We start from the raw sequence: 26100 nt of genomic DNA, 5'->3' as shown, positions 1-26100 counted from the left end.
GAGAAGTCGAGCTGAAAGCTACGAAAGCCGTTCGGCACTTGAAGGGCGGGTGCGGCAGATGACGGATGATCCGTGGGGCGGCGAGGTGTCCCGGCATCGGATTGGTACGCGGGAGGAGTGGCTGACCGCGCGACTGGAGTTGTTGGAAGCCGAGAAGGAACTCACTCGCCGCAGTGACGAGCTGGCACGGCAGCGGCAGGCGCTGCCGTGGGTGCGGGTCGACAAGGACTACCGCTTCGAGACGGGTGAGGGCACGGCGTCGCTTCGCGACCTGTTCCGCGGCCGGTCGCAGTTGCTCGTGTACCACTTCATGTTTCCGAGTTGTCCTAGTTGCGCTTCGATGGCGGACGGGTTCAACGGCTTTGTCGTCCATCTCGAGAACCACGACGTCGCCATGATCGCCGTGTCGCGGTCGCCGATCGCGGAATTGACGGCCTTCAAGAAACGGATGGGTTGGAGCTTTCCGTTGGTGTCCTCCCTGGGTAGCGACTTCAATTTCGACTTCGGCGTCTCCTTCACCGACCAGCAATTGGCGGACGGAGCGGTGTACAATTTCCGCGCGCTCCCGCCGGCCGACCCGGAAAGCCTCCCCAACGACTTGCCCGGCACCAGCGCCTTCGCTGTGCAGGACGACGTCGTGTATCACACCTATTCGTCGTACGCCCGCGGCGGAGACGTCCTCTGGGGCATGTACCAGTGGCTTGATCGTGCTCCCAAGGGACGCAACGAGTCCGGTGAAGAATGGGTTCGACTGCGCGACGAATACGACAACGAGACACCCTGACCAGCCGTCCTCGCCTGGGTGTCAACGCGGGCGCTACCCCAGCGAGACCGCCTTGGCTTGCCCGGCGATCACGGTCTCCTCGCGATCGACCAACGCGACTCGCACCTGCACTCGCTGCCCCGCCGACACCGGCTCTCCGTCGAGCATGACCACGGTGGACTGGTTGGTCCCGTCGCAGGTGATCTCGTTCTGCGTGCCGGTGGCCGACGGACTCTCCGCATCGGGTTCGCCCACCATCACCCGGATAGCGGCCACCCCGGCCGAGGCCTCACAGCTGTAGTCGATCGCCACGTTGGCGGGACCGATAGCGGTGGCGTCGATGGTATTGGCGGCGAGAGTGGGAGCAGCGGCCGAGACAACGGCGAATCCCATCGCACCGAAGACGGTCACAATGAGGGCAGCATGTCGGTAGTTCCGAATAGTCACCATAGATCTTCGTCCTCCTGAGTAGCGGAAGTAGATCGCGGAAACAATCAGAAAACACCACGGCGCTCACGCACCGCATGTCCATCTTGCCTTACCCGGCGTGCCGGGTGGCGTAAACCGAAAGCGTCTCAGGAATTCGCAACCATCCCGGCGGGCAATGGGCGTTGAGTCGCGGAGGTGTCGCGTGTTGGGTAAAGTAGCAAATCCGAAGCAATGTGGGCGGGCACAATGTGTTCGCCAAGGGGACGTCTGCCGTTAATCTCGGCATGATCCTGTGTGCCCGTCAGGCGGCAGTCCTATGCCGATGTCGAGGAGGCGCGGACATGTGAACCCTCTCGGGTAGCGGGTTCGCGACGGAGTCGACAAATAGCTATCGCTTAGCTACTTTCAGATGGAAGGCTCGGTGCGGAGTCCAGCCGTCCGGTTCGTGATAAGAATCCGGCGGGTGGCGACGGTGCGGTCGCGGACTCGGGAAAGCCGATGTGTCACAAACTGGTCAGTTGACCAATAGTGCTGGCGGGCGGTGAGCGATCTGCGGACGTAATCGATGTGCAGGGGAGAGCGATGTGAGGGCTATGGCGTCCGTTGAGACTGGGTCGGTACGGGATACGGGACGGACGCGCCCAGTGCGTACGCGACGGTCCGGGGTGACCACCTTGCCGCGGTTGCTGGCGGTGGCAGCGGAGGCCGATCCCGACGGTACGGCTGTAGCGTTCGGCGGGGCTTCGCTCAGCTATCGCGAGCTCGACGAGCTGTCGTCGCGGTTGGCGCGGTTCCTGATCGGGCGCAACATCGGTGCGGGGGCTCTTGTCGCGGTGGTCATCGAGTCGTCGATCGAGGCGGTGTCGGCGATGTGGGCGGTGGCGAAGACCGGTGCGGGGTTCGTCGTGATCGACGCGAATGCACCCGCGCGGCAGGCTGAGCGCCTGCTGTCCGAAGTGAAACCGGTCTTCGGCCTCACTGTCGCGGCGTCATGGCCCGGCTTCGAACCGAATACACTTCGGACGCTGCGTGATTCGATCGAGTGGCTGCGAATCGATGATCCCGGCGTGCGACGCGAACTCGCCCAATTGTCCGGCGAGCCGGTGACGTACGCGGATCGCTTGCGTCCGATCCGGGAGGACGACATCGCCTATGTGACCGCCGCCGCCGCACACTCGGTCGACGCCGTGAGTGTGACACAAGCAGAGTTGGCCGCGATCGGTCTGCGACCGGACCGGCCCCACCTGCCGAAACCGCTCACCGACTTCTTCGCCACAGTGTTCACCCGCTCCACTCATCCCGGAAAGACACTGGCCGAGTTGTTCGGCCGCGCAGTGGCGGCATACCCGGACGCGATCGCGGTCAAATTCGGCGCTGAAACATTGACCTATCGCGAACTGGACATTCGAGCGAACAGGTTGGCGCGCAAGCTGATAGCGATGGGTGTCGGCCCGGAGAAGCTGGTGGCGGTGGCACTGCCCCGATCGCTGGACCTGATAATCGCATTGCTTGCGACGATGCAGGCGGGCGGTGCGTATCTGCCGGTCGACCCGGCGTATCCGGCGGACCGGATCGCCTACTTGCTCGCCGACGCCGAGCCGGTGTGTGTGGTGACGGGACCGGGCATCACCCTGCCGACCGCAGCCCCCTCGATCTTGGCGACCGGCACCGACCTCTCCGGTATGGACGGCTCGCCGGTCGGCGATGAGGACCGATCGGCGCCGCTGCGCCCCGCGAACCTCGCCTATGTGATCTACACATCCGGTTCGACGGGGCGTCCCAAGGGGGTGCAGATCCCGCACCACAATGTCGTGGCGTTGTTCGCGAACACTCGGCCGCAGTTCGGCTTCGATCACCGTGATGTGTGGACGATGTTCCATTCGTACGCGTTCGACTTCTCGGTGTGGGAACTCTGGGGTGCACTGCTACACGGCGGCACGTTGGTCGTCGTCGACCACGACACGTCGCGAGCCGCCGACCAGTTCCTGGAGTTGCTGCGTACCGAGCGGGTAACCGTGCTCAGCCAAACTCCCTCGGCGTTCTATCAGCTGGCCGAAGCGGACCGGATAGCGTCGGCGAGCGCGGATGTCGTCCCGTTGTCGTTGCGGTACATCGTGTTCGGCGGTGAGGCACTCGAATTTCGCCGACTCGACGACTGGCGCGCCCGCCACGGGGACTCGGCAGCGCACCTGGTGAACATGTACGGCATCACCGAAACGACCGTCCACGTAACCTGTCACCGGGTCGTGGCAACCGAGCGCAGCGTAATCGGTTCTGCGCTAACCGGTTTACGGATCTTGGTGTTGGACAACCGGTTGCGTCCGGTCCCGGCGGGGGTGCCGGGCGAGATCTATATCGGGGGTGCGCAATTGGCTCGTGGCTACCTCGGCCACGCGGGATTGACGGCGGGACGGTTCGTGGCCAACCCCTTCGCCGCCGACGGATCCCGCCTGTACCGCTCCGGCGACCTGGCCGTGTGGAACTCCGACGGCAACCTCGGATACCTGGGACGTGCCGACGATCAAGTGAAGGTGCGCGGATTCCGCATCGAGCTCGGCGAGATCGAGACCGCCTTACTCGCCCTGGAATCGGTCCGCCAAGTCGCCGTTGACGTCCGCGAGGACACTCCGGGTGACCAGCGGATCGTCGCGTATATAGTCGGGCGTTCAGACGTAGCGGAGGTGCGTACCGAGCTGGCGAGTAGGTTGCCCGACTACATGGTTCCGTCGGCAGTTGTCGTCATGGATGCGCTACCGCTGACCGCGCACGGCAAGTTGAACCGCAAGGCTTTACCCGCACCGATAGTCGAAACCGCGGTATTCCGTGCGCCGGAACATCCCATCGAGAAGACGGTCGCCGACGTGTTCGCTGCCGTGCTCGGTGTCGACCGAACCGGCTTGGACGACAACTTCTTCGCACTCGGCGGCAACTCGCTGTTGGCTACCCAGGTCGCGGCCCGGCTCGGCGCCGAATTGGACGCACGGGTGCCCGCGCGGCTGCTGTTCACCGCGCCGACAGTGGTCGCGCTGGCCGCCGAGGTCGGACGGCACCTGGGTGCGACGGGGCGGCGAGCATTGGTGGCCGAGCCTCGGCCGGAACGAATTCCACTGTCGATGGCACAGCAGCGAATGTGGTTCCTCAACCAGTTCGATCGGGATTCGGCGGCCTACAACATTCCCGTCGCGGTGCGGCTGACCGGCGTTCTGAACGTAGCGGCACTGCGACAAGCCATTTGGGATGTGATAGCGCGACACGAGACGCTGCGGACGTTCTACCCGCAGCACAATGGTGTTCCCTATCAGTCGATCCTGCCCGCCGAGCAAGCGGTCATCGACCTCACGCCGGAGCCGGTCGACGCTGCTGCCGTGCTGCCGCGGATTGCCGAGGTAGCCACCACCGGCTTCGATGTCGCATTCGAGGTTCCGTTGCGGGCCAGTCTGTTCCACGTCTACACCGGCGTGGTCACCGAGCATGTGCTGGTGTTCGTTGCGCACCACATCTGTAGTGACGGGTGGTCGATGGGGCCGTTGACCCGCGATGTGATGGTGGCCTACGCGGCTAGATCGGTTGGTGCGGAGCCGGATTGGGTTCCGCTAGTGGTGCAGTACGCCGATTTCAGCCGTTGGCAGCGGGAGGTGCTGGGTTCCGAGACGGATCCGGACAGCCTGATCTCCAGGCAGGTCGACTACTGGCGCACCACGCTGTCCGGCTTGCCCGATGAGCTCGCTCTGCCTTTCGACCGGCCCCGACCGGCCACCCGGTCGCTCGAAGGTGGGCAGGTGCTGTTCTCGATCGACGGCGAGGTATATCGCGGTCTGTGCGAGCTGGCCCGTGCGCGGAATGCGACATTGTTCATGGTGCTGCATACCGCGTTCGCCGTATTTCTGGCCCGCTGGTCGGGCACCGACGACATCGTCGTCGGCACCGCGGTGGCCGGGCGCGGCGAGCCCGAACTCGATGCGGTGATCGGTATGTTCGTCAACACCCTGGTGCTGCGCACCAAGGTCCGCGGGCAGGAGAATTTCGGGGAATTGCTCGAACGGGTCAGAGACGTCGATCTGGACGCGTTCGCGCATGCCGATATTCCGTTCGAGCGGCTGGTCGAGCTGCTGAATCCGGATCGGTCCACGGCACGAAATCCACTGTTCCAAGTCGGGTTGGTGTTCCAAAATCTGCCGGAAGCCACCTTCGAGCTGCCCGGATTACACGTCGCCGCAGTCGATTTCGAGACCCGCGTCGAGAAGTTCGATCTGTCGCTGGTTATCCGGGAGACAGGCGCGGGATTGGCCGCGCAGGTGTCTTTTGCGCGAGACGTGTTCGACGAAGCCACGATCCGGGCGATGACGGACCGGTTCACGCGGTTGCTGGCAGAGATCGTCGCCCGGCCGCAATCGCCGGTGGGCGATCTTCCGCTGCTTGCCGAAGACGAGTACGCCGCACTCACCGAGGTTCGTCCCGTGGAGGCAACGGCCGGTGCGCTGATGCCGGAGCTGCTGCTGCGTGGTGTGCGGTGGGGGCGTGACCGGGTCGCGGTGCGCGACCACGGCCGAACGATCACCTACGGTGAACTCGACGATCATTCGGCACAGCTGGCGCGCGTGCTGATCGATCGCGGGGTAGGGCCGGAAACCCTTGTTGCACTGTCCTTCCCGCGCTCCTACGAAATGTTGTCAGCGGTGCTGGCGGTCGCCAGGGCCGGTGGTGCGTACGTGCCCGTCGATCCGACGTATCCGGTGGATCGGGTGCGGCATATGGTGACCGATTCAGCGGCGGTGATCGGCTTGACTACGGCCGAATACGTGGCCCACCTGCCCGGCGAACTCACCTGGCTGGTGGTCGACCATCCGGCCATGGCGGCGCTGTGCGCGCAGCGGTCGGCGCTGCCGATCACCGACGCCGACCGTATTGCGCCACTGCGCCCGCACAATCCGGCGTATCTGATCTACACCTCCGGTTCGACGGGCGTGCCGAAGGGCGTCACGGTCACCCATGCCGGATTGGCCGGATTGATCGAGCATGCGGTGGGTGTTCTGAACCTCGAGCCGCAACATCGACTGCTGCACTCGATTTCGCCGAGTTTCGACCCGGCGGCATTGGAATGGCTGTGCGCGTTGTCGGTCGGCGCTACCTTGATCATCGTGCCGCCGACCGTGATCGGCGGGCCCGAGCTGGCGGCGGTGCTACGCGACGAGCGGGTGACGCACGGCAGCGTCACCCCCGCGGTGCTCAGCACCATCGATCCGACCGGTGTGCCGATCGGGACTTGGTTGGTCGGCGGTGACATCACGACACCGGAGCTGGTGGCGAAGTGGCAGCCGGGCCGCCGCTACATCAACGCCTACGGACCGACCGAAGCCACCATCGCCGCGACCTTCGGTGCGCAAACCGCTGGACGTGACATCACCATCGGCACACCGGTTCCCGGTGTGTCCGCAGTGGTCCTGGATTCCCGGCTGAATCCGGTGCCGCCCGGTGTCACCGGCGAATTGTATTTGGCCGGAGCGGCATTGGCCCGCGGCTACCACGAGCGGGCCGGGCTCACGGCAGATCGGTTCCTCGCCAATCCGTGGGGCGAGCCGGGAGCGCGAATGTTCCGGACCGGTGACATGGTGCGCCGGTGTGTGCCGCCAGAACAGTCGGCCGACGCTGTTTCCCAACCGCGCTGGGACCTGAAGTACGTCGGGCGGTCGGACTTCCAGGTGAAGGTCCGTGGCTTCCGTATCGAACTCGGCGAAATCGACGCGGTGCTCGGTGGCCACGAAGACGTCGACTTCGCAGTCACGGTCGGTCGCGAAACCGCTTCGAGGGAAACAGTTCTGGTGTCCTATGTGCGTGGGGTACCCGGACGGCAGCTCGACGCGGATCGTCTGACGGGGTTCGCCGCGCGCAGACTGCCACGGCACATGGTGCCCGCCGCGATCGTGGTGCTCGACGAGCTTCCGCTGACCCCGGTCGGCAAGCTGGACCGGAAGGCGTTGCCGGACCCGAGGTTCGAAGCCGCGGCCTTCCGTCCGCCGTCCACACCGACCGAGGAGGCCATTGCGGAGGTGTTCGCGCAGGTGCTCGGTGTCGAGCAGGTCGGTGCCGACGACGACTTCTTCGCGCGGGGCGGCACTTCATTGCTCACTCTTACCCTGCAACACGCGCTGTCGACCCGACTCGGCGTCGATCTTCCGGTGTCGACGCTGTTCAGCGCCGCCACCGTGCGCGGCCTCGCCGCTCGCATAGCCGGTCAGGACGCGCCGGTGCACGACCCGGCCGTGATCGCCGCCGATGCCGTACTCGGACCGGAGATCTCGACCGCGGGCCGCGCACCGAGCCGCCAGGGACCCGCGCGCGACGTGCTGTTGACCGGAGCGACCGGTTTCGTGGGGGCATACCTGCTGCGGGAACTGCTCGATCGCACCGACGCCCTCGTCTGGTGTCTGGTCCGTGCCGACAACGGCCGTCAGGGCCGCGACCGGATCCACCGTGCCTTGCGGCGCTACCAGCTGTGGGACGACGCGCTGGAGGCCCGGATCGTCGCCGTGCCAGGCGATCTCGCCGCACCGTCGTTCGGGCTGTCCGCCGTCGCCCATGCGTGGCTCGCCGATCGCATCGACGCGATCTACCACAACGGCGCCAAGGTCAATCACCTCGAGCCGTATTCCCGGTTACGGGCCGCCAATGTCGGGGGGACCCGGGAAGTGTTGCGGCTCGCGACAACTCGGCGGATCAAGCCCGTACATTTCGTCTCCACCGCCAACACCGTGATCGCCACCGTGCGCCCCGGCGCCGTGGTCCGCGAGACCACCCGAATCACTGCGGACGAGTTGCCCGCGCAGGGGTACGTGGCGAGCAAATGGGCCGCCGAGCAACTGGTCCGGCACGCGGGCGAGCGCGGTGTACCCGTCCGGATCTACCGGCCCGGGCTGGTTTCCGGCGACCTTCGGCTCGGTATCAACAGTGCCGACGACTCGTTCTGGAACATGATCCGCGCGGCGGTGATCCTCGGTGTCGCACCCGAGGTCGGGGCCGCGACGATCTCGCTCGTTCCGGTGAATTACGTGGCCCGCGCCATTGTGGAGATTTCCATCGGTCCCGCGGCCGGTATCGAATACCACTTGGTGAACGACGAACCGGTAGCGATCCGCGACATCTTCGACTGCCTACGTAAACACGGTCTAGCTATCGAGACCGAGTCACTCGACAAGGTCCAACAGCGGCTCGCCGACGAAGCCCACACGCGCTACCTGGCAGGTGACGACTCCTTGGTTCGTGCGGCCCTGCTCGGCAGCAACTACACAGGCGGCGCGGCCGACGTCGTGCTGGACAGCACCAACACGCGACGGGCGCTCGCCGAGAGCGCGATCTCCTGTCCACCGATCGATGAGAACGTGCTCGACACCTACATCGGTGCCTTCATGGAATCAGGATTCCTGCCCACGCCGATCGGGACTTCCCGCGAATAGCGATCGACGAGCATCCGGGGGTAGTGGTGGTGCGCACTGAGAAGGCTCGTCTCCGGGCTGTGCGGCAGGGAGACGAGCCTTATCCCGCATCCTCGGCATGCTATCCGGCAGCGGGCTGCGGGATGCCGATGGCGTGCGCGGCCTGTTGCAGGCCCGCCTGGATTTGCTGTATTCCCGTCTCGATGACGTCGGCTTCAGGTGCGGGGAAGTCCGTCGTGCTCGGTAGTGCGGTTTGCGTGTCGGGGATGGCTTGTGCGGCAGTGGGAGCCGTGGCGGAATCGGTGGTGGTCGGCGGTGGCAACTGACGGGCGATTCCGTCCGATGTCCCGAGCACGACGCCGGACACCGCGCCGACAGTAGTGCCGACAGCGAAACCGATTGTGGCGCCGAGGATCGCGCCGACCGGGCAGCCGACGATCAGGAACGGAAGTCCGGCCACGCAGCCTAGGCCCAATCCGAATGCGGTTCCGGCCACGCCGCCGATCGCCCCGCCGGTCAGGCCGCCGATGATGGCGCCTGCTTCGGCGCTGGGAAACACGTGGGCGGGGTAGTCGGGCAAGCCACCGATCGGACGTTGGGCTACCGGAGTCGCGGCCACCGGTTGGGCGTCGTCGGTGGTGGTGGTGGTGGAACTAGCGGATGCGGCCGGTATCGGCTCGCCGAAAAGCTGCGTAATGAGTTGGCGCTGAGCGTCTTCGGGTGCGAATTCGGCCGCGGCGACGGTTACCGGTGCGTAGCCAGGCGAGGCGACCGCGGCCCCAGCGGGTATCAGCGAACCGGTGGCGACTGGCACGGCTGTGGCGACGAGCGCGACCATGAGCTTGGAAGTTCTTGTATGCACGGATAATCCCCAATCTTTCGAACTGCCTGACGGGGCGAAATTATCAAGTGGAAGTAACTTCGGCAAACTATCAGCAATCACTCAGTTCGCGGAGTCGTTGAAGAATCGGCGGTAACTACCGTGTCTCGGCACGATCGGTCGAGGTAGTCGGCGCGAAGCCGACTGTCGATGAGCCGAAAGTGATTGTGCTCACAGACCAGCCTAAAAGTGCTGTAGGCCAGGCGTTATGCGAGGTTTGTCGGCGCTGTCGAACTGACCACCATCGGATCCGTACCGAAGTGGCCAGCGGAGGGTCGGGCGGTTGCGGAAAAGAACCAACAACAACATGGTGCTGACTCGGCAGCTACCCATCAAGTTCCGCTGGGGCCGGAGATGACCTGCATCGAGGTGAATTCGTGCAGGCCCCAGATGCCGTTCTCTACACCGATACCGCTGTACTTGTGCCCGCCGAAGGGGAGGTGCGGCCGGACCGCGCCACCGTGGGCGTTGATCGACACCTGCCCGCAATCGAGCCGGGTGGCAATCGAGTGCGCCCATTCGGGGTCGCCGGACCACACGGACGCGGTGAGACCGTACCTGCCGTTATCGGCGCGAGCGACGGCGTCGTCCAGGTCGTGATAGCGAATGATCGGCAGAGCGGGTCCGAACTGTTCGTCATCGACCAAGCGGATGCCGTCGGTCACGTCGGTAACGATGGTTGGCGCGCAGAAGAATCCGGGTGGGCCGACGGCCTGTTTGCCTGCCGTGGCGGTCGCGCCGTGCCGCACGGCATCGGCGACCAATCCGCGGACCCGGTCGAGTTGGTGCCCGTTGATCAGCGGTCCGAGTTGGACGCCGGGCTGCCTACCGTCGCCGACCCGGACGCGACCGGCGATCTCGATGAGCGCGTCGGCGACCTCGTCGTGCAGCGCATCGGGAACGTAGACCCGCTTGACGGCGAAGCAGGTCTGCCCGTTGTTGCCGAACGCGGCCCAGAACAATGCTTCGGCCACCTCGGCGGGGACGACGTCGTCAAGGAGGATTGCCGGATCATTTCCGCCGAGTTCCAGCGTCGCGGGCTTCAGTGCCTGTGCGGCAGCTACTCCGACGAGCCGACCGGTCGAGATGGATCCGGTGAAGCTGATCTTGCGGGGAGTCGGGTGTGCGGTGATCGCCGCGCCGAGCGGATCGGTCCCGGAAACGACGTTCAGGACACCGGCAGGCAGGACACCGGCCAGAATTCGGCCGAGCTCGAGCGACGACAGCGGTGTGCACGGTGACGGTTTGAGCAGCATCGTGTTGCCCGCGCGCAGGGCGGGTGCGATCTTCCACATGGCGAGTGCGATCGGGAAATTCCACGGCGTGATCGCGGCGACCACACCGAGCGCTCTGCGATAGATCCGCGCATGGCTGTGCTTGCCGTTGCGCACGATCTCCGGAGCCAGCTCCAGTTGCGCGAAGTACCGCAACCACAGTGCCGCACTGGCAATTTCGCGTCGCGAGTCGGCCAGTGGTTTGCCTTGCTCGGCGGTGAGCAGCTCGGCCAGCGGATCGGCGGCGGCGAGTACCGCCGCGGCCGCGGAGTCGAGCACCTCGCGTCGTCGGTCGTCGTCGGCCGCCCAGTCGGTGAACGCGGACAGCGCGCTGTGCATTGCGGCGTCGAGTTGCGCGGGCGAGCACTCCGGAGCCTGGGCGAACACTTCGCCGGTTGCCGGATCGACAACTTCGAACATGCGGTGGCCGATGACGTGGTCGCCTTCGATGGTCATCCCGAATTCGCTCATCGCGCAATCATTTCGCCGCTGAAGGCCAATCGAGTTGTTTCGGAAGGGATTCGGCGCGAACGCTGTCCGGTGCGTCGACCAATTGATCTTTGCGGCCGCCCGACATTGAGTGAACAGGTGTGCGGGATCGGCCGAGGAGCCGCCTTTTGACGGCGGGCCGACCGTAGACTTGCCTGCGTGCCCGGCCTCCACGGACACCGCCACCTGGGTCACCGGCGGGTGGGGGTCGAGCATTCGTCGGCGTAGCGTGCTCGGGCGCATACTTCGCCGGCTCGGTTTGATCCCTGGGAGGGGAGTATGACGACATCTGGCCAGATGCCGAAGACGCGCCCGTCAGCTACCGATCGTTTATACAGTTGGAAGCCGCAGGACGCGCCACGGAGCAAGCTCACCCCGGCCGATCTCGACGGTTTACCGCCCGGCCCGACCGGCTCGGTCGGTCTGCAGACGATGCGATTATGGAAACGCAGGGATCGTTACCTACCGGCCCTACACGATCGCTATGGGGATATCTTTACCTTGCGAGCCGAACCGGCGGGTGTGCTCGTCGTCGTCAGGGATCCGGATCATATCCGCCAGATATTTCGCGGCGAATCCGATGTCTTCGAGGCCGGGCGCGCGCAGGCGATGATGGTTCCCATGGTCGGACACAAATCCGTGCTGGCACTGGACGGCAGCGAACACGAAATCCAGCGAAAGTACATGATTCGCGCGCTGCACACGGAGCAAATTCAGGCAGTTGTCGCGTTGGTCGAAGAATTGACCGAGCGGGCGGTCGCGGACTGGCCGGTAGGCCGGGTATTCCCGTTGTTGCCGCGTATCGAAACGCTGTCGCTCGATATCATGATCACCGCGCTGTTCGGCGATGTCGGGGAGGCGGGGTCCCGCGAGCTCGCTCGCGCTGTCCGGGCGATCATGGAGGTGCGGTTCTTTCATCTGGCGATGCTGTTGCATCCGCCGATGAGTCGCTATTGGCCCTGGCGGCGGGTCATTCGTGAATTGGACTACGCGGACACACTGATCTACCGACTGATCACCGAGCGGCGAGCGAATCCGGCGGCAGCGCGGCGTTCCGACATCCTGTCCCAACTGCTGGCGGCGAATCCCGACGACACCTCGGTGCGCGACGGCCTCGTCACGTTGCTGACCGCCGGACACCAAACCTCCGCGATCGCGTTGACCTGGACCTTCGAACGGCTGCTTCGTCACCCGGACGCGTTGGCGAGGGTGCGCGATGGCCTCGACGACCCGCGCGATCCCTATCGCACCGCGGTCGTGAAGGAGGCGCTGCGGGTGCGTCCACCGCTCTACACCGTGGCTCGGCGGCTGGCCGAACCGGTCGAACTGGCCGGATATCGGCTTCCTGCCGGGGTTTTCGTGGCGCCGTCGATCGGCGGCCTGCACTCCGACACCGAGGTCTGGGGTCCGGACGCGGCGGCGTTCCGTCCCGAGCGGTGGCTGGCGCCGGACGTCCCACAGTTCGCCTGGATTCCGTTCGGCGGCGGTGATCGCAGGTGCCTCGGCGCCGGATTCGCGCAATCGGAGATGGAGACGGTGCTTCGCGTCGTGCTGCGCGAGGTCGACCTGCACCCGGATCGTCCGAGCGACGAGCCCGCCGAGATGAACAACCTGCTGGTGGTCCCGAAGCACGGTGGACGGGTGCGGATACCGCGTCGGCTTGCCTGATACGCCGCGCACCTCCCTCGACACAAGAGGCTCGAACAACAATTTTATTTGCCTCCTGCCTGCGCGTTAACACACAACTTCTCGATAGCGAACTGTTCCAAAAGACTCATCTAGTAGGAAGAAAGAAAATGGGTAGCCTTGTCCGTGGGGGGGAAGATCTCGGAATATCCGTGGACTGCGATCGCCCCGAAGGTAAAGTAATTTCTTGGCGTGAGCCGCGAGCACAACAGCTGCTGGCCGGCGCGATTTTCGGCTCCGGACCAGATCAAGGCGGTCGAGCCAGGCCTACCGGTCTTATATTGCCGCACAGCCTGTCCTATGAGTCGTGGCGCGAGATCGGCTCGAAGATTTTTACGATAGCCAATTCCTCGGCATGGTGGGTTGGTGATTGGCTCATTTACGGTGAGGATGAATTCGGCAACCGTTATGAACAGGCGATCAAGGAAACGTCTTTTCGCTATCAGACGCTGCGCAACTGTGCCTGGGTGGCCCGTAAGTTTCCGATGTCCCGCCGGCGGGACAGACTGAGTTTCGGTCATCACGCGGAGGTGGCCGCGCTGATCGAGGCGGAACAGGACACGTGGCTGGCCCGAGCCGAGCGATTGCAATGGTCCCGCAACGAATTGCGGCGGCGCCTGCGTGCCGCGCAAATGGTCGAACGGAATGGCCGCAACGGCGTCATACAGTTGCCGAAACTGGCCTCGCCCTTGAAAATCGACCTGACCTATGAACGTCAGGAACACTGGCGTACCGCAGCGGAACGCGCAAACTGTGACAATCTCGCCGACTGGGTGGTCGGCACCCTCGACCGGGCGGCACGGGAGATCCTGGAATGAACAGCGATATGGGCCTGACCCGCTCGGCCCACGGAAACGAACACGAATGGCACGTGGACGCGCCGATCACCGCACGCCTCACTTGGGATTACGAACCACGTTCGCCGCGAACGCTTTCCCTCATCGAGCGGGCGCGCGCCGCGCAGTGGAGTGCGAAGTCGGATGTCGACTGGTCGACCGAGGTAGAGTTCGGTGCTCCACTGCCGAATGATTCGACCTTCAGTATGTCGTCGTTCGAGAGTTCGCCATTCGCGCGACGCGGCCGGGAAAGCTGGGATCTGTACCGGTGGGAATTCCAATCGTGGATGATCAGCCAATTCCTGCACGGTGAGCAGGGCGCCCTCGTCGCCGCGGCGCGGCTCGTCGAGATGCTGCCCGATCTGGAGAACAAACAGTTGGCGGTCAGTCAGGTCGTCGACGAGGCGCGGCATGTCGAGGTGTTCTCGCGATACCTACGCGAGAAAGTTCCTGAGCCGTATCCGATTTCCGACTCACTGTCCACCTTGCTGGGCGACATACTTTCCGATTCCCGGTGGGACGTCACCGCACTCGGCATGCAGATCATGGTCGAGGCGCTGGCGATGGCGGCGTTCCGGATGGCGAACACGACCTTCCACGATGACCTCATCCGCGACATCACCCGGCTGGTTGCCCGCGACGAGGCGCGGCACGTGTCGTTCGGAGTGCTCAGCCTCAAGGAGTTGTACACCGAGCTCACCGACGCGGAACGGCGTGAGCGCGAGGAGGTCGTGCTGGACGCCGCGCAGCTGATGCGGCGCCGGTTCCTGCTCGAGGACATCTGGGACCGCATCGACGTCACCCGTTCCGACGGCATGCACTACGCGCTCACCGACCCACTGATGATCGCCTACCGGCAGGCGATCTTCGCGAAGATCGTCTCCGCGCTCAGCCAGATCGGTCTGCTGACCGAGCGGGTGCGCGACGGAATGTCGCAGATGAATCTGCTGGGGTTCTCGGCGAATCGCCGTGTGCTGGCGGCGCGATGACCGTGGCGCCAGTCATCGTGGCGGCCGTACGGACGCCGATCGGCAAGCGCGACGGCGCGCTGGCCGGCGTCAAAGCGGTCGAGCTGCTTCAGCATGTGCTCGTCGAGGTCATCCGGCAGGCGGGTATCGAGCCGGGCGAGGTGGAACAGATCATCGGCGGCTGCGTCACCCAGGCCGGTGAGCAGAGTTTGAATGTCACGCGCAATGCCTGGTTGAACACCGGACTGGACTATGGGGTGGCGTGCACGACCGTCGACGTGTCGTGCGGATCCGCCCAGCAGGCCAACCATTTGGTCGCGGCGCTCATCGCCGCCGGTGTCATCGACGTGGGTATCGGCTGTGGCGTGGAATCGATGAGCCGAGTGCCGATGGGTGTCAACTTCCGCAACGGGCCGGGCCATTACAAGACGAAGAGCTACAGCTGGGACGACCCACGCGGCGGCCAGTTCGGTGGCGCGGAACGGATCGCCCGCCGGGAAGGCTTGTCGCGCACCGAGATCGACACCTACGGATGGCGCTCGCAGCACCGTGCGGCCGCCGCATGGGCGGCCGGTCGCTTCGACCGGGAGGTCGTCCCGATCCAGGCGCCTGCCCCGAGCTCGGACGGTGCGCCGACCGAATCTCTGACGGTGGACCGGGACCAGGGTCTGCGCGCATCCTCGATGAGCGACCTGGCCTGCTTGCCGCCCACCATCGACGGCGGCCTGCACACCGCCGCGACCACCTCCCAAGTGTCCGACGGCGCGGCGGCGGCGCTGTGGATGTCCGAACGCAAAGCGCGGGCACTCGGCATTCGGCCGCGGGGACGGCTGCTGCATCAGCTGGTCACCGGCGCCGACCCCTACTATCTGCTGGACGGTCCCGCCGTGGCTACCGGCAAGATCCTCGACCGCGCTGGAATGTCGTTGCAGGACATCGACCTGTACGAGATCAACGAGGCATTCGCGGCGGTCGTCCTGTCCTGGGCGCGGGCGCACAAGGCGGACCTGGACAGGACCAATGTGAACGGCGGGGCGATCGCGCTCGGTCACCCCATGGGCGCGACCGGCGCCCGGCTTCTGGTATCGGCGCTGCACGAGCTCGAGCGCACCGGCCGGGAAACCGCGCTGATCGCCATGTGCTGCGGCGGCTCGCTCGGCACCGCGTCGATTCTGCAGCGGATGTGACGGGTAGCCGATGAAGAAGACGGAGTTCTACCGCCGCTCTCGGACCGATCTGGACGGGCCGCTGCACGGGGTGCGGGTGTTGGATTGCACCACGGTCTGGTCCGGCCCGATGGCCAGCTGCGTGCTCGCCGATCTCGGCGCCGACGTGCTGCGGATCGAGATGCCGCGAACCCGGGCGGGCAGGTTGCCACCGGAAATCCCCGGCACCGGGCTGTCCTGGTTCGACCAGACCGTCAACCGGAACAAGCGCAGTGTCTCGCTCGACCTTCGGGTTCCGGCGGCTCGCGACGTGTTCTTGCGTCTGGTGGACACGGTCGACGTGGTCGTCGAGAACTTCCGGCCCGGCACGTTGGCGGGCTGGGGAATCGACTACGAGCACTGCTGTGCCGTGAAGACCGACATCGTCTTCGTGTCGATTTCCGGTTGGGGGCAGTTCGGCCCCGATGCCACGCGCAGCGGCTATGACCCGATCACGCAGGCCAGCAGCGGGTGGTCTCGGCTCAACGGCGACCCCGCGGCCGCGACGAGCAAGGCGCCCACCTTCCTTGCCGACGACTTGGCGGGACTGCACGCCGCCATCGGTGCGCTCGCCGCGCTACGGCATCGCGACCGCACGGGCGAAGGCCAGCATGTCGACGTATCGATGCTGGACGCACTGCTTTTCCAAAGCGATGGCTACCTGACGCTCGCGGCCACCGGCGTTCCGCTCACCCGGTGGGGTGATCAGAGTGAATTCGTGGTGCCGAGCAATTCCTACGAATGCCGTGACGGCCGGGTCTACCTCGCCATCGCGCTGGACAAACAATGGCGCCGGTTCGCGGCCGCGATCGGGCGTCCGGAGTTGGCGAAGGCGCCCGGATTCGCGGTCAACGCCGAACGGGTGGCCAATCGCGCAGAGGTGAATCACGTTGTCGGGCAATGGTGCGCGGCCCACCCGGTCGAGTACGTGCGCGCCGTCCTTGACGCCGCCGATGTCCCCGTGACGATCGAGCGAAGCCTCGCCGAGGTCGCGTGCGACCCGCATGTGCTGGAGCGGGACATGCTGCAGCAGACCACTCTGAGCAACGGGACGACCGCGCCGATCACCGGACCGGCGGTGAAGTTTTCGCGGACGCCGACGCGGGTTCGTTTCGGGGCGCCCGCGCCTGGATCGGCCACCGAAACCGTACTGGCCGAAATCGGTTTGAGCGGGTCGGACATCGCCGCACTCCGCGGCGCCGGTGCGATTTAACAGGTACTCGCTATGGACAATAATCGCCTCGGCATTCGCGCAGCGATGCGTTCTGGTTGCTCGCTTTCGGAAGTAGAATTGCCTACGACTCCAAATAGCAGCATCGGCAAATCCGGAGGGTGCCTTGGCTGATCATTTCTGTGCACTCGTCACCGGCGCTTCCCGGGGAATCGGACGGACGCTCGCACTGCATCTCGCTGCCCGCAATTACGCGATCGCGGGATGCTATTCGGCCGAAAGCGAAGACTCGATGAAGATCAAAGCCGAGCTCGCGGCCATTGGTGTGCCGTTTTATCTCGGGGCATGCGATGTCCGTGACTCGGATGCGGTCGACAGGTTTGTGACCGCTGCGTACCGATCGGTGGGCCCGGTGGGCGCGTTGATAAACAATGCCGGGATCGTCCGGGACAATCCGATCGTATTGATGCCCCGGGACGACTGGGATGCCGTCATCGACACCAATCTCACCGGCACCTGGAATTTCTGTCGATCGGTGCTGTACAGATTCATGAAGCGTAGACGCGGGGTTGTCGTCAATATTTCGTCGGTTGCCGGTATCTACGGAAGCGCGACGCAAAGCAACTATTCGGCGTCGAAGGCGGGCATCATCGGGATGAGTAAATCGCTGGCCAAGGAGGTGGCGCCGTACGGTGTCCGCGTCAATGTGGTCGCGCCCGGCTTCATCGAGACGGACATGACCAAAGGGCTCCCCGCGGCAAAGCGAAAGGACGCGCTCGATTCGATTCCGCTGGGCCGCCTCGGCGAACCCGGTGATGTCGCTCCGCTGGTGGCTTTCCTCATTTCCGATGCGGCTTCCTACATCACCGGCCAGACGTTCGCCGTCGACGGAGGCCTGACATTGTGACCGGCAGCCTCGACCGCTATCGTCCGCTGGCGCCCGTGCGTGGCATGCGGGCCGCCCCGCTCGCCGCGGTCGATGAGCTGCGGGTGCCGCCCGATCTCGATGCGTGGGTCGCCGACGGCCGACGGGACGAGCTGGTCTTTCGCGCGGTCAAGCACGTTATGGACGACGAACCCTATCTTGTCGGGCATTTTCCCGGCTTTCCCGTGCTACCAGGGGTTTTCATCCTGGAATGCCTCGACCAGGCGATCCGCCAAGTGCTCGCCGGGCGTTCGGTCCGGCTGTCGGCGGTGCGGTCGATGCGCTTCCTGGCGCCGATCTTCCCGGGGGACACGATGCACCTGGACGTCAGCGTGCGAGCGAGCGCCGAACCCGGCATCTTCGTCGTCCGGTCCCGGTGTTGTCGAGACGACGGCCTCCGGATCGCCGCGATCACCGCGGAATTCGCGGGCAGCTGATGACACGGGAACTGATCATGCGCGACCACGGACAGATCCGGCGCTTGCTACCGCAGCGTTATCCGATGCTATTGCTGGATCAGGTGCTCGATCTCGTGCCCGGCGAATCCGTGCACGCGATCAAGGCGGTGACCGCCTGCGAGCCGTGTTATCAGGGCATCGCTGAAACGGCGGATTCGGACGCGTGGGCATATCCGGTATCGCTGCTGCTCGAGTCGTTCGGCCAGGCGGCGGCACTGCTGTGGATAGCGGGGCGCGAGTCCGCAGCGGATGGCGTGCTGTTGTTCGGGGCGGCACGGAATTGCCGAATACATTCCGCCGCCTACCCGGGCGATCTGCTGTGCCATCGAATTTGCCTCGACGCGCAGATCGGTGACACCGCGTTCGCGTCGGGGACGACCTCGATAGGGGACCGGCTGGTGGCCGAGGTCGGCACCTTCGCCGCCACGGTCCGGCCGTCGTCGGCAGTACGCCCGCATATCAAGAACCGAGAAAATGTCACGGAGCGAGAGGCAGAATGACCATGGTGCCGAGCAAAGAACTGAAGGCGCAATTGCGCGAAATCGTCGCCGAAGTGCTCGAAATCGAACCCGAAGAGCTATCGGACACAGCGGATTTCGTGTCGGAGTACGACGCGGATTCGTTGCGGGCAATCGAGATCCTGGCGCGCATCGAGAAGCGATTCGGCATCGACGTGCCGCAGTACGAATTGCCGGAAATGCGCAATATGAAGGCGGTCGAGGACCTGGTGCAACGTTATCTGGACGCGGGCTGACAGTGGACCGGGTTGTCGTCACCGGCCTCGGCCCGGTGTCGAGTATCGGCATCGGTGTCGCCGACTTCGGCCGAGGATTGCGGGCCGGGCGGATCGGCACCTCCGAGATCGCCGGCTTCGATTCGACCGGCTTCCCCTACGTGCACGGCGGAGAGGTCCACGGGTTCGCGCCACAGGCCATGGTCCGCCGGGTCGACCCGGCGAGTTGGGGGCGCACCAGCCTGTTTGCCGCGGCGGCGGCGCGCTTGGCCGTCGACGATGCCGGGCTGGGCATGGGCGACGTAGCGCGCGACCGCATCGGTGCGGTAGTGGGCACGACGAGCGGGGAATCGCAAGTCGTGGAGGCACTTACGGCCCAGCAGGTGGCGGGCGGGTTCGAGGCACTGGATCCGAAGCTGGTCGAGCTCGTGCCCGCCGCACGCCTCGCACATGCGGTGAGTGAGGAACTGGATGCGTCCGGACCGTCGATCACGATCACGACCGCGTGTTCGGCGAGCAATTACGCGCTGGCGTACGCCTACGAGCACCTGTGCTCCGGCAGCGCGGACGTGATGGTTGCCGGCGGCGCGGATTCGGTGTGCCGGTGGGCGCACGCCGGCTTCTACCGGATGGGTGCGCTCGCGGAGCGCGCCTGTTCACCGTTCGATCGGGACCGTTCGGGCATCCTCACCGGCGAGGGCGGCGCCGCCCTCGTGCTGGAGACATTCGAGCACGCGCGGGCTCGCGGCGCGCGGATCTATGCCGAGATGCTCGGCTACGGCCTCAACTGCGACGCCCACCATATGGTGGCACCGAACCAGGACGACATCGCCGAGTGTGTCCGGCAGGCGCACCGCAGTGCGGGCGTCGCACCAGGCGACATCGACTACATCTGCGCGCACGGAACCGGTACGCGGGCCAACGATCTCGTCGAGGCGAGGGCGATCCGTGACGTGTTCGGCGACCGGCCGCCGCCGGTGAGCTCCATCAAGTCGATGCTCGGTCACACGATGGGGGCGGCGAGTGGGTTCGGCGCGATCGCGTCGACGCTGGCCATCGCCGACGGGTTCCTTCCGCCGACCGTCAATTGGCGCAACCAGGATCCCGACATGCCGTGGCTGGACCCGGTTGCCAATGTTGCGCGGACCGCGCGCGTGCGCACGGTCCAGAACAACGGGTTCGCCTTCGGCGGCAACAACGCGATCACCATCTTCGGTGCCATGGACGAGGTGCGGGCATGACCACCGGGGTGACGGGCTGGGGAATTCTGAGCGCGGCAGGCGTCGGCCCTCAGGTCTTCGCCGACGCACTCCACGGCCGCCGCGGCACCCGGCACCCGATCGACACCATGTACGACGAGGTGCTGCCGGAGGCGCAGGCGCATGTCGTCACCGATTTCGACATCAAAAGCCATCTCGGCCGCAAGGGCACAACATTTTACGACCGTGGCACCGGACTGGCTTTGGTCGCGACCGCGCAGGCGCTGGAAGATTCCGGGCTTCGCGTTGATGACAAGAACCGCCGCCGTGTCGGCGTGGTCTTCGGCACGACCGCGGGCAGTCTCAGCTCGACGATGACCTTCAGCAAGGACACCTTGATCCAGGCCCGCCCGTATCTCGTCAATCCCGCGCTGTTCCCCAACACGGTGATGAATACCGCTGCCGGGCAAGCGGCGATCCGCTTCCAGCTCAAGGGGGTGAACACGACCCTGGCGGGCGGGCCGGTGGCATTTCTGAACGTCCTGCGCTACGCCCAGAACACACTGGACCGGCTGCGCGCCGACGCGTTGCTGGTCGGTGCGGTCGAGGAGTTCACGCCGCATTCGGCGTGGGCCGGTCGGCATATCGGTATCACTCCGGGTGAGGCGGCCGGTGTGTTCGTGCTCGAGCGGGCCGACGAGGCGCGACGCACCGGACGGCAGGTGCACACCGAGTTGTCGCCGGTGGTCTGCCGATTCAGTCCCGGCGGCCCCACCGTGGACGCGGTGCTGGCTTGCGCGGATGCGGCGCTGGACCAAGCCGCGACGACGTGGGATGCGCTGTCGCATTCGCTGATCTCCGGGACGGACGGCCCCATGGCCGCGCACATCCGCGCGGCCATGGCGCTGCGCGCGCCTAGAGCGCGGCAACTCGATCTCGAGGTCACTTTCGGCGACTGCCGGGCGGCGGCGGGTGTGGTGCAACTGGCCGCCTCGCTGGTGGTCGGCGCTGCGGCGGCGCTGATGGTCGGCTGGTCCGAGGACGGCGCGCTCGCGGCCGCGGTGGTCAGGGGGTGTGCGGATGTCCGTGGTCATCGAGGCTAGTGCGTGTCGAACCTGCTTCGGCGATGGTGACGCGACCTTCCTGGCGCTGCTCGACGGCCGCAGCGGGATCGCACGGCTACGGTATGTAGATTCTGGAAAAGTCAACGTGCGGTGCGGATTTCATGCCGAGCCCAGAACCGAGGAAGAGACCTTCCGGGCGAGTCGCTGGCTCGGTGAATGTGTCGCTGAGGCTTTGGCCCGTTCGGCGGTCGATCCCCGGCGGCATCGAGTGCGGGCGATCATCGCCACCGGATTGCGGGAATTGCGTGCGGTGGAGCGGATGGCGCTGGACTCGGACGCCGAGTTCGCCGCCGACGCATTGCATTTCGGTACCGTGGTGCGTCGGGCGGCACCGGGCATTGCGGACGTGCTGACAATCTCCAACGCGTGCAGCGCGGGCGGATACGCGCTGGCGCTCGCGCAAGATCTGCTCGACGCGGGGGAGGCGGACGCGGTGGTGGTCGGCGGCACCGATTCGATGACGGCATCGATGCTGGCGATGATCGGCAAGGTCAGCGAGACACCGACGACGGCGGTGCGGCCCTTCGACACCGACCGGACCGGAGTGTTGCTCGGCGAGGGCGCGGTGGTCTTGGTGGTCGTCCGCGAGAGCCTGGTCGGCGCGCTGGCCAGGGCTCGCTTGCTGGCCACCGGGTTGTCCTGCGACGCGGCCCGCGAGACCGCGCTGGATCACGACGGCATCTGCCGGGCGATGCGGGAAGCTTTCGAGCGGGGTGCGCGGGACCCGTCATGCGTGGATCTCGTTGTCGCGCACGGCACCGGCACCGCGCTCAACGATCCCGCCGAAGCCACCGCATTGTCCGAGGTGTTCGGCGCGGCAACACCATTGGTGACCGCGCTGAAAGGCGCGGTAGGGCATACCTCCGGCGGTTCGGCACTGCTCAGTACCGAGATCGCCATCCGATGCATGGCGGCGGGGATGGTGCCACCCGTCGTCGGACTGCGGCAAGCGCTACCGGAGGCTGCCCACCTACGCCTGGTCGCGGGACGGCCGGTTACGGCGTCCGTCCGGACGGCCCAAGTGAACTCGTTCGGTTTCGGGGGAGTCAACGCCGTCACGTTGCTGGAGGCTGTCGCATGAACGAGCGCGGCGCCCGAACAGCGGGGATGGCTGAGCCTGGCAAGGGAGGAGTCGGCCTGGCTGATTCCGGTGGCCGAAGGGGCGGCATGGCTGGGCCCGGCGAGCGAACAGCGGGTGTGGCTGACCGCGGCGAGCGAACGGTCCGCACGGTCGAGCGCAGCAAGCGAACAGCGGAGGAGACTGGGGGACTTGCGGATACCGCTATCACGGGGTGGGCTCTGCACTTGCCGTCCGGGTTGTCCGGCGACCAGGACAAATCCGACCTTCCGCCGGAGCGGGTGCACGAAATCTTGGGCCGAAAAGGCTTGTTGCACAAGGAACCGGCGACCCGGCTCGCGTTGTGTGCGGTGCATCGGGCGCTGGGTCTCCCTGCCGGAGCGTCGCGGAACCTGGGCCCGCCGCAACCGCGCACCGCGGTGGTGGCCAGCTCGAACCTCGGCAATGTCGCCACCGTGGCGCGTCTCGCGCGCACCGTGGCGGCAGGCGATCTGCGCGGGGTCAGCGTGCTCGACGCGCCGAACGCGTCGAGCAATGTGCTGGCGAGTGCGGTGGCGATCTGGTTTCGCTGCGGCGGGCCGAATGTGATGGTGTGCTCCGGCGCGACCTCCGGTCTCGATGCCGTGGCGACCGGTCGGTTTCTGATCAACGCGGGCCGCGCCGAGCGGGTGATCGTCGTCGGCGCCGAGCCGGATGACGAGATCGCCGCGGCGTTGTATCGCCATGCGGTCGCACCGGACCAGGTCCTGCTGCGGTCGGCGGCCGGATGCGTGGTCCTCGAGCGCGCCGATCGCGTCACCTGGCCTGCGCCGGTGATCGGAACGATGCACGCAGGACCGCCACCCACGCAACCACCACCGGACGACTTCGACGCGACCTTCGGTGCGTGCGGTGTGCTGCGCACAGCGGCGGCGGCCGCATCGGTGCTCGAACACGACCACGCCGTCACCGTGGCATGCGGCAGCCGGGCCGATGGCTGGAAGTGGCTGCGAGTGACACCGACGGAGCAGGGAGGTGCGACGAGTGAATAACGCGGTGAACATCCGCGCGGCGCAGCGCGGCGAGATGACGGTACGACCCCGCTACGACAGCGCGAACATCCGGACCTGGGTGGGCTTCAAACAGTTCATGTGCTTGGTCGAAGAGGCTGTGCTGCAATGGTTTCGCGATAGCGGGCTGGGTCCGGGCACCCTGTTCCACGACTACGGACTCGGCTTGGAGATCGTCGACTCTTCGGTGCTGCTGCCCGCGGTGCTCGACATCGACGACCAGGTCACCGCCGAGGTCAGCGAGCGCGGCTCCGGCCGCTTCCAGGTCCGGCTGACCGCGTCCAGGGGTGGAACGGACGTGCTGGTCGCGCGCGCGACGGTGACCGTCGCCCTGGTCCGAGAGCGCGGCCGAGCCGTCCTCGCGCCACCCCCTGACCTGGTCGAGCTCGTCGTCGGCGGCATCGGTCCGCCGGAATACGCTGCCCAGCAGGTGGTTTCGCCCGGCACCGAGGTGCGGCGGGCGCTCGGCATCGGCCCTACCGGGTTCCTGTGGTCCTGGCGGGTCCCCTACTTCTACTGCCACTACTCGGATCGGTTGCAGCATTCGGGATACGTGCGCGCACTCGAGGACGTCGTCGACCGGTTCCTCGACAGTCGCGGAATCTCGGTGGGCCGCATGCTCGCCGACCGCGGCTGGATACCGGTCGTCTCCAAGGCCCGCGTGCACATGCTCGCCGACGTGCACATGGAAGAAACCGTGCACACCACATTCACCGTCGAAGAGATCCTGCGCGGCATCAGCCATCGGGGTCGGATGGATTGCTACGTCGAGCGGGACGCGACGATGGTGCACACCGCGACGGCAGGCATTCTGCACGGATACGCGATCGTGGACGGTCCTGGCGCGGGTACCCTCGCCGAGTTCGATCCGCCGACGATTGCCGCACTCCTGGGAGATCGCTGATGAAACGCGGTGCGCGGGTGTTCTTTTCGTTCCGCAGTCCCTACACGTGGCTGGCCGTGCGCAAGCTCGGTCAGGCGATACCGAACCTGCACCGCACGGTCGAGTTCATCCCGTACTGGGATCCGGACGAACGCACGTCGGCGGCACTGCGCGAACGCGGCGCCGAGTTCCATTACGTGCAGATGAGCAAGGCCAAACATATGTACCTGCTGCACGACACCAAGCGCCTGACACGACAGCTGGGGATTCCGATGGCGTGGCCGATCGACGTGAACCCGTGGTGGGAGGTGCCGCACCTGACGTGGCTGGCAGCGCGGCGCGGTGGCCTCGGTGCCGAGTTCTTCGATGCGGTAATGGCCGCCCGGTGGGAGCGCGGCGAGAACATCTGTGACAGCACGGTGATTCGCGGGCTCGCCGAGTCCGTGGGTGCGCCGCCGGACGTGCTGGCCCGAGCCACCGAGGACGCGCAGATCCGGGAAGAGGGCGTCGACTGCCTGGTCGAGGCCTACCTGGACGACATCTTCGGCATCCCCTACTTCCGGATCGGCCGCCACCGCCTCTGGGGACTCGACCGCGTCGACGCATTCATCGATCTGCTGGCGGCACAGGATGATTCGCCTAGGCAGGTCGATTCGCCGACGAGACAGGTTGATTCGCCGCCAACACAGGACACGCTGCTCGTCCCGTTCGCCTACGACCGCGACACCGCAGGCGGATGCGGTTGATCTGGAAGGACTTTCGATGACGAGCGCGACACACCCGTCCGGCCGGGACAATGCCGCCGAACGCGTCCACCGGCAGCGCCAACTGGCCGCAAGCTTACGACTGTTCGCCAGGTACGGCTTCGACGAAGGGGCGGGCGGTCATCTCACCGCTCGCGATCCGGAATTCCCGGACCGATTCTGGATCAACCCGTTCGGGCTGCACTTCGGACAGGTACGGGTCGCCGATCTGCTCCTGGTCGACCGGGACGGAACGGTCGTGCAGGGGAGCGGACGAATCAATCCCGCCGGGTTCGCGATTCACAGCCAGGTGCACGAGGCCAGGCCGGATGTCGTCGCGGTCGCACATACCCACTCGGTGCACGGGCGGGCCTGGTCCACACTCGGGCGTCTGCTGGATCCGCTCACCCAGGACGCCTGTGCCTTCTTCGAAGATCACGCGGTTTATGCCGAATACCAGGGCGTCGTCCTCGGTCTCGACGAGGCGAAGCGGATCGCGGCGGCGCTCGGCGCGGGCAAGGCGCTGATCATGCGTAACCACGGGCTGCTGACGGTCGGTGGTTCGGTGGGCGAGGCGGTCTGGTGGTTCATCGCCATGGACCGCTCGTGCCAGGTGCAACTACTCGCCGAGGCGGCCGGTGACCCGGTGCCCATCGATCCGTCGTCGGCCCGGTCCACCCGCGACACCATCGGCAGCCCCGAGTTGGGTCGGCTGAACTTCCGCCCGTTGTTCGCCGACATCGTGCACCGGGAACCGGGCCTGCTGGAGTGAGGGAA

General features: G+C 66.0%; 21 protein-coding genes. 18 read left to right on the top strand and 3 right to left on the bottom strand.

Annotated elements, in window-relative coordinates:
- Positions 1-58: 58 nt before the first annotated feature.
- The gene (locus tag KV110_RS23040; RefSeq protein ID WP_218469360.1) at positions 59-784 is read left to right on the top strand and encodes a DUF899 domain-containing protein; all 726 of its coding nucleotides are present in this window, start codon (positions 59-61) and stop codon (positions 782-784) included.
- Between the two features lie 33 nt (positions 785-817).
- On the opposite strand, the gene KV110_RS23035 is transcribed toward KV110_RS23040, so the two are convergent.
- Positions 818-1213, bottom strand: coding sequence for a hypothetical protein (locus tag KV110_RS23035; RefSeq protein ID WP_218469359.1), 396 nt, complete (start codon positions 1211-1213; stop codon positions 818-820).
- A gap of 623 nt (positions 1214-1836) precedes the next feature.
- On the opposite strand from KV110_RS23035, the gene KV110_RS23030 reads away from it, so the two are divergent.
- Positions 1837-8643 (top strand): non-ribosomal peptide synthetase, encoded by a 6807-nt coding sequence (locus KV110_RS23030; protein WP_218469358.1) that lies wholly within the window; start codon positions 1837-1839, stop codon positions 8641-8643.
- A 100-nt stretch (positions 8644-8743) separates the two neighbouring features.
- On the opposite strand, the gene KV110_RS23025 is transcribed toward KV110_RS23030, so the two are convergent.
- Together KV110_RS23025 and KV110_RS23020 are read right to left on the bottom strand one after the other, a co-directional pair.
- Positions 8744-9484, bottom strand: coding sequence for a hypothetical protein (locus KV110_RS23025; protein ID WP_218469357.1), 741 nt, complete (start codon positions 9482-9484; stop codon positions 8744-8746).
- A 350-nt stretch (positions 9485-9834) separates the two neighbouring features.
- Complete coding sequence (locus KV110_RS23020) at positions 9835-11247, bottom strand: aldehyde dehydrogenase family protein (protein ID WP_218469356.1); 1413 nt, start codon at positions 11245-11247, stop codon at positions 9835-9837.
- Between the two features lie 297 nt (positions 11248-11544).
- On the opposite strand from KV110_RS23020, the gene KV110_RS23015 reads away from it, so the two are divergent.
- From KV110_RS23015 to KV110_RS22940, 16 genes are all read left to right on the top strand, one after another.
- Complete coding sequence (locus tag KV110_RS23015) at positions 11545-12933, top strand: cytochrome P450 (protein ID WP_218469355.1); 1389 nt, start codon at positions 11545-11547, stop codon at positions 12931-12933.
- Positions 12934-13061: 128 nt separating this feature from the next.
- On the top strand, positions 13062-13769 hold the full coding sequence (locus KV110_RS23010; protein WP_218469354.1) for an LmbU family transcriptional regulator: 708 nt from the start codon (positions 13062-13064) through the stop codon (positions 13767-13769).
- Positions 13766-14776 (top strand): ferritin-like domain-containing protein, encoded by a 1011-nt coding sequence (locus KV110_RS23005; protein ID WP_218469353.1) that lies wholly within the window; start codon positions 13766-13768, stop codon positions 14774-14776. The genes KV110_RS23010 and KV110_RS23005 overlap by 4 nt, the downstream gene beginning before the upstream one ends.
- Positions 14773-15942, top strand: coding sequence for a steroid 3-ketoacyl-CoA thiolase (locus KV110_RS23000; RefSeq protein WP_218469352.1), 1170 nt, complete (start codon positions 14773-14775; stop codon positions 15940-15942). The genes KV110_RS23005 and KV110_RS23000 overlap by 4 nt, the downstream gene beginning before the upstream one ends.
- A gap of 10 nt (positions 15943-15952) precedes the next feature.
- On the top strand, positions 15953-17173 hold the full coding sequence (locus KV110_RS22995; protein ID WP_218469351.1) for a CaiB/BaiF CoA transferase family protein: 1221 nt from the start codon (positions 15953-15955) through the stop codon (positions 17171-17173).
- Positions 17174-17297: 124 nt separating this feature from the next.
- Positions 17298-18038: a 3-oxoacyl-ACP reductase FabG gene (gene fabG, locus KV110_RS22990; RefSeq protein ID WP_218469350.1), complete on the top strand. Its 741-nt coding sequence runs from the start codon at positions 17298-17300 to the stop codon at positions 18036-18038.
- Positions 18035-18493, top strand: a complete 459-nt coding sequence (locus tag KV110_RS22985; RefSeq protein ID WP_218469349.1) for a 3-hydroxyacyl-ACP dehydratase FabZ family protein — start codon at positions 18035-18037, stop codon at positions 18491-18493. Before fabG ends, KV110_RS22985 begins: the two co-directional genes overlap by 4 nt.
- Complete coding sequence (locus KV110_RS22980) at positions 18493-19014, top strand: 3-hydroxyacyl-ACP dehydratase FabZ family protein (protein WP_218469348.1); 522 nt, start codon at positions 18493-18495, stop codon at positions 19012-19014. The genes KV110_RS22985 and KV110_RS22980 overlap by 1 nt, the downstream gene beginning before the upstream one ends.
- Positions 19011-19268 carry an acyl carrier protein gene (locus KV110_RS22975; protein ID WP_218469347.1) on the top strand — a complete coding sequence of 86 codons (258 nt, stop codon included), beginning with the start codon at positions 19011-19013 and terminating at the stop codon, positions 19266-19268. The genes KV110_RS22980 and KV110_RS22975 overlap by 4 nt, the downstream gene beginning before the upstream one ends.
- Positions 19269-19270: 2 nt before the next feature.
- Positions 19271-20488 (top strand): beta-ketoacyl-[acyl-carrier-protein] synthase family protein, encoded by a 1218-nt coding sequence (locus KV110_RS22970; RefSeq protein WP_218469346.1) that lies wholly within the window; start codon positions 19271-19273, stop codon positions 20486-20488.
- Positions 20485-21549 carry a beta-ketoacyl synthase N-terminal-like domain-containing protein gene (locus KV110_RS22965; protein ID WP_218469345.1) on the top strand — a complete coding sequence of 355 codons (1065 nt, stop codon included), beginning with the start codon at positions 20485-20487 and terminating at the stop codon, positions 21547-21549. Before KV110_RS22970 ends, KV110_RS22965 begins: the two co-directional genes overlap by 4 nt.
- Complete coding sequence (locus KV110_RS22960) at positions 21527-22651, top strand: beta-ketoacyl synthase N-terminal-like domain-containing protein (RefSeq protein WP_218469344.1); 1125 nt, start codon at positions 21527-21529, stop codon at positions 22649-22651. Before KV110_RS22965 ends, KV110_RS22960 begins: the two co-directional genes overlap by 23 nt.
- A gap of 224 nt (positions 22652-22875) precedes the next feature.
- Positions 22876-23679: a beta-ketoacyl synthase N-terminal-like domain-containing protein gene (locus KV110_RS22955; protein ID WP_218469343.1), complete on the top strand. Its 804-nt coding sequence runs from the start codon at positions 22876-22878 to the stop codon at positions 23677-23679.
- Positions 23672-24601 (top strand): acyl-CoA thioesterase, encoded by a 930-nt coding sequence (locus KV110_RS22950; RefSeq protein ID WP_218469342.1) that lies wholly within the window; start codon positions 23672-23674, stop codon positions 24599-24601. Before KV110_RS22955 ends, KV110_RS22950 begins: the two co-directional genes overlap by 8 nt.
- Positions 24601-25326 carry a 2-hydroxychromene-2-carboxylate isomerase gene (locus KV110_RS22945; protein WP_218469341.1) on the top strand — a complete coding sequence of 242 codons (726 nt, stop codon included), beginning with the start codon at positions 24601-24603 and terminating at the stop codon, positions 25324-25326. The genes KV110_RS22950 and KV110_RS22945 overlap by 1 nt, the downstream gene beginning before the upstream one ends.
- A gap of 16 nt (positions 25327-25342) precedes the next feature.
- Positions 25343-26095, top strand: coding sequence for a class II aldolase/adducin family protein (locus KV110_RS22940; RefSeq protein WP_218469340.1), 753 nt, complete (start codon positions 25343-25345; stop codon positions 26093-26095).
- Positions 26096-26100 lie beyond the last annotated feature (5 nt).

It is taken from the genome of Nocardia iowensis, from assembly GCF_019222765.1.
In the GTDB taxonomy this organism is placed as follows: Bacteria; Actinomycetota; Actinomycetes; order Mycobacteriales; family Mycobacteriaceae; genus Nocardia; species Nocardia iowensis.
Note: the sequence above shows the minus strand (reverse complement) of the source record. Positions and strands in the feature narration are given on the sequence as shown.

Bases quoted from the DNA above. Each gene is read 5' to 3' on its own strand.
- KV110_RS23040 (WP_218469360.1), top strand. From the start codon at position 59: ATGACGGATGATCCGTGGGGCGGCGAGGTGTCCCGGCATCGGATTGGT.
- KV110_RS23035 (WP_218469359.1), bottom strand. From the start codon at position 1,213: ATGGTGACTATTCGGAACTACCGACATGCTGCCCTCATTGTGACCGTC.
- KV110_RS23020 (WP_218469356.1), bottom strand. From the start codon at position 11,247: ATGAGCGAATTCGGGATGACCATCGAAGGCGACCACGTCATCGGCCAC.
- KV110_RS23015 (WP_218469355.1), top strand. From the start codon at position 11,545: ATGACGACATCTGGCCAGATGCCGAAGACGCGCCCGTCAGCTACCGAT.
- KV110_RS23010 (WP_218469354.1), top strand. From the start codon at position 13,062: ATGGGTAGCCTTGTCCGTGGGGGGGAAGATCTCGGAATATCCGTGGAC.
- KV110_RS23005 (WP_218469353.1), top strand. From the start codon at position 13,766: ATGAACAGCGATATGGGCCTGACCCGCTCGGCCCACGGAAACGAACAC.
- KV110_RS23000 (WP_218469352.1), top strand. From the start codon at position 14,773: ATGACCGTGGCGCCAGTCATCGTGGCGGCCGTACGGACGCCGATCGGC.
- KV110_RS22995 (WP_218469351.1), top strand. From the start codon at position 15,953: ATGAAGAAGACGGAGTTCTACCGCCGCTCTCGGACCGATCTGGACGGG.
- KV110_RS22980 (WP_218469348.1), top strand. From the start codon at position 18,493: ATGACACGGGAACTGATCATGCGCGACCACGGACAGATCCGGCGCTTG.
- KV110_RS22975 (WP_218469347.1), top strand. From the start codon at position 19,011: ATGACCATGGTGCCGAGCAAAGAACTGAAGGCGCAATTGCGCGAAATC.
- KV110_RS22965 (WP_218469345.1), top strand. From the start codon at position 20,485: ATGACCACCGGGGTGACGGGCTGGGGAATTCTGAGCGCGGCAGGCGTC.
- KV110_RS22960 (WP_218469344.1), top strand. From the start codon at position 21,527: ATGTCCGTGGTCATCGAGGCTAGTGCGTGTCGAACCTGCTTCGGCGAT.
- KV110_RS22945 (WP_218469341.1), top strand. From the start codon at position 24,601: ATGAAACGCGGTGCGCGGGTGTTCTTTTCGTTCCGCAGTCCCTACACG.
- KV110_RS22940 (WP_218469340.1), top strand. From the start codon at position 25,343: ATGACGAGCGCGACACACCCGTCCGGCCGGGACAATGCCGCCGAACGC.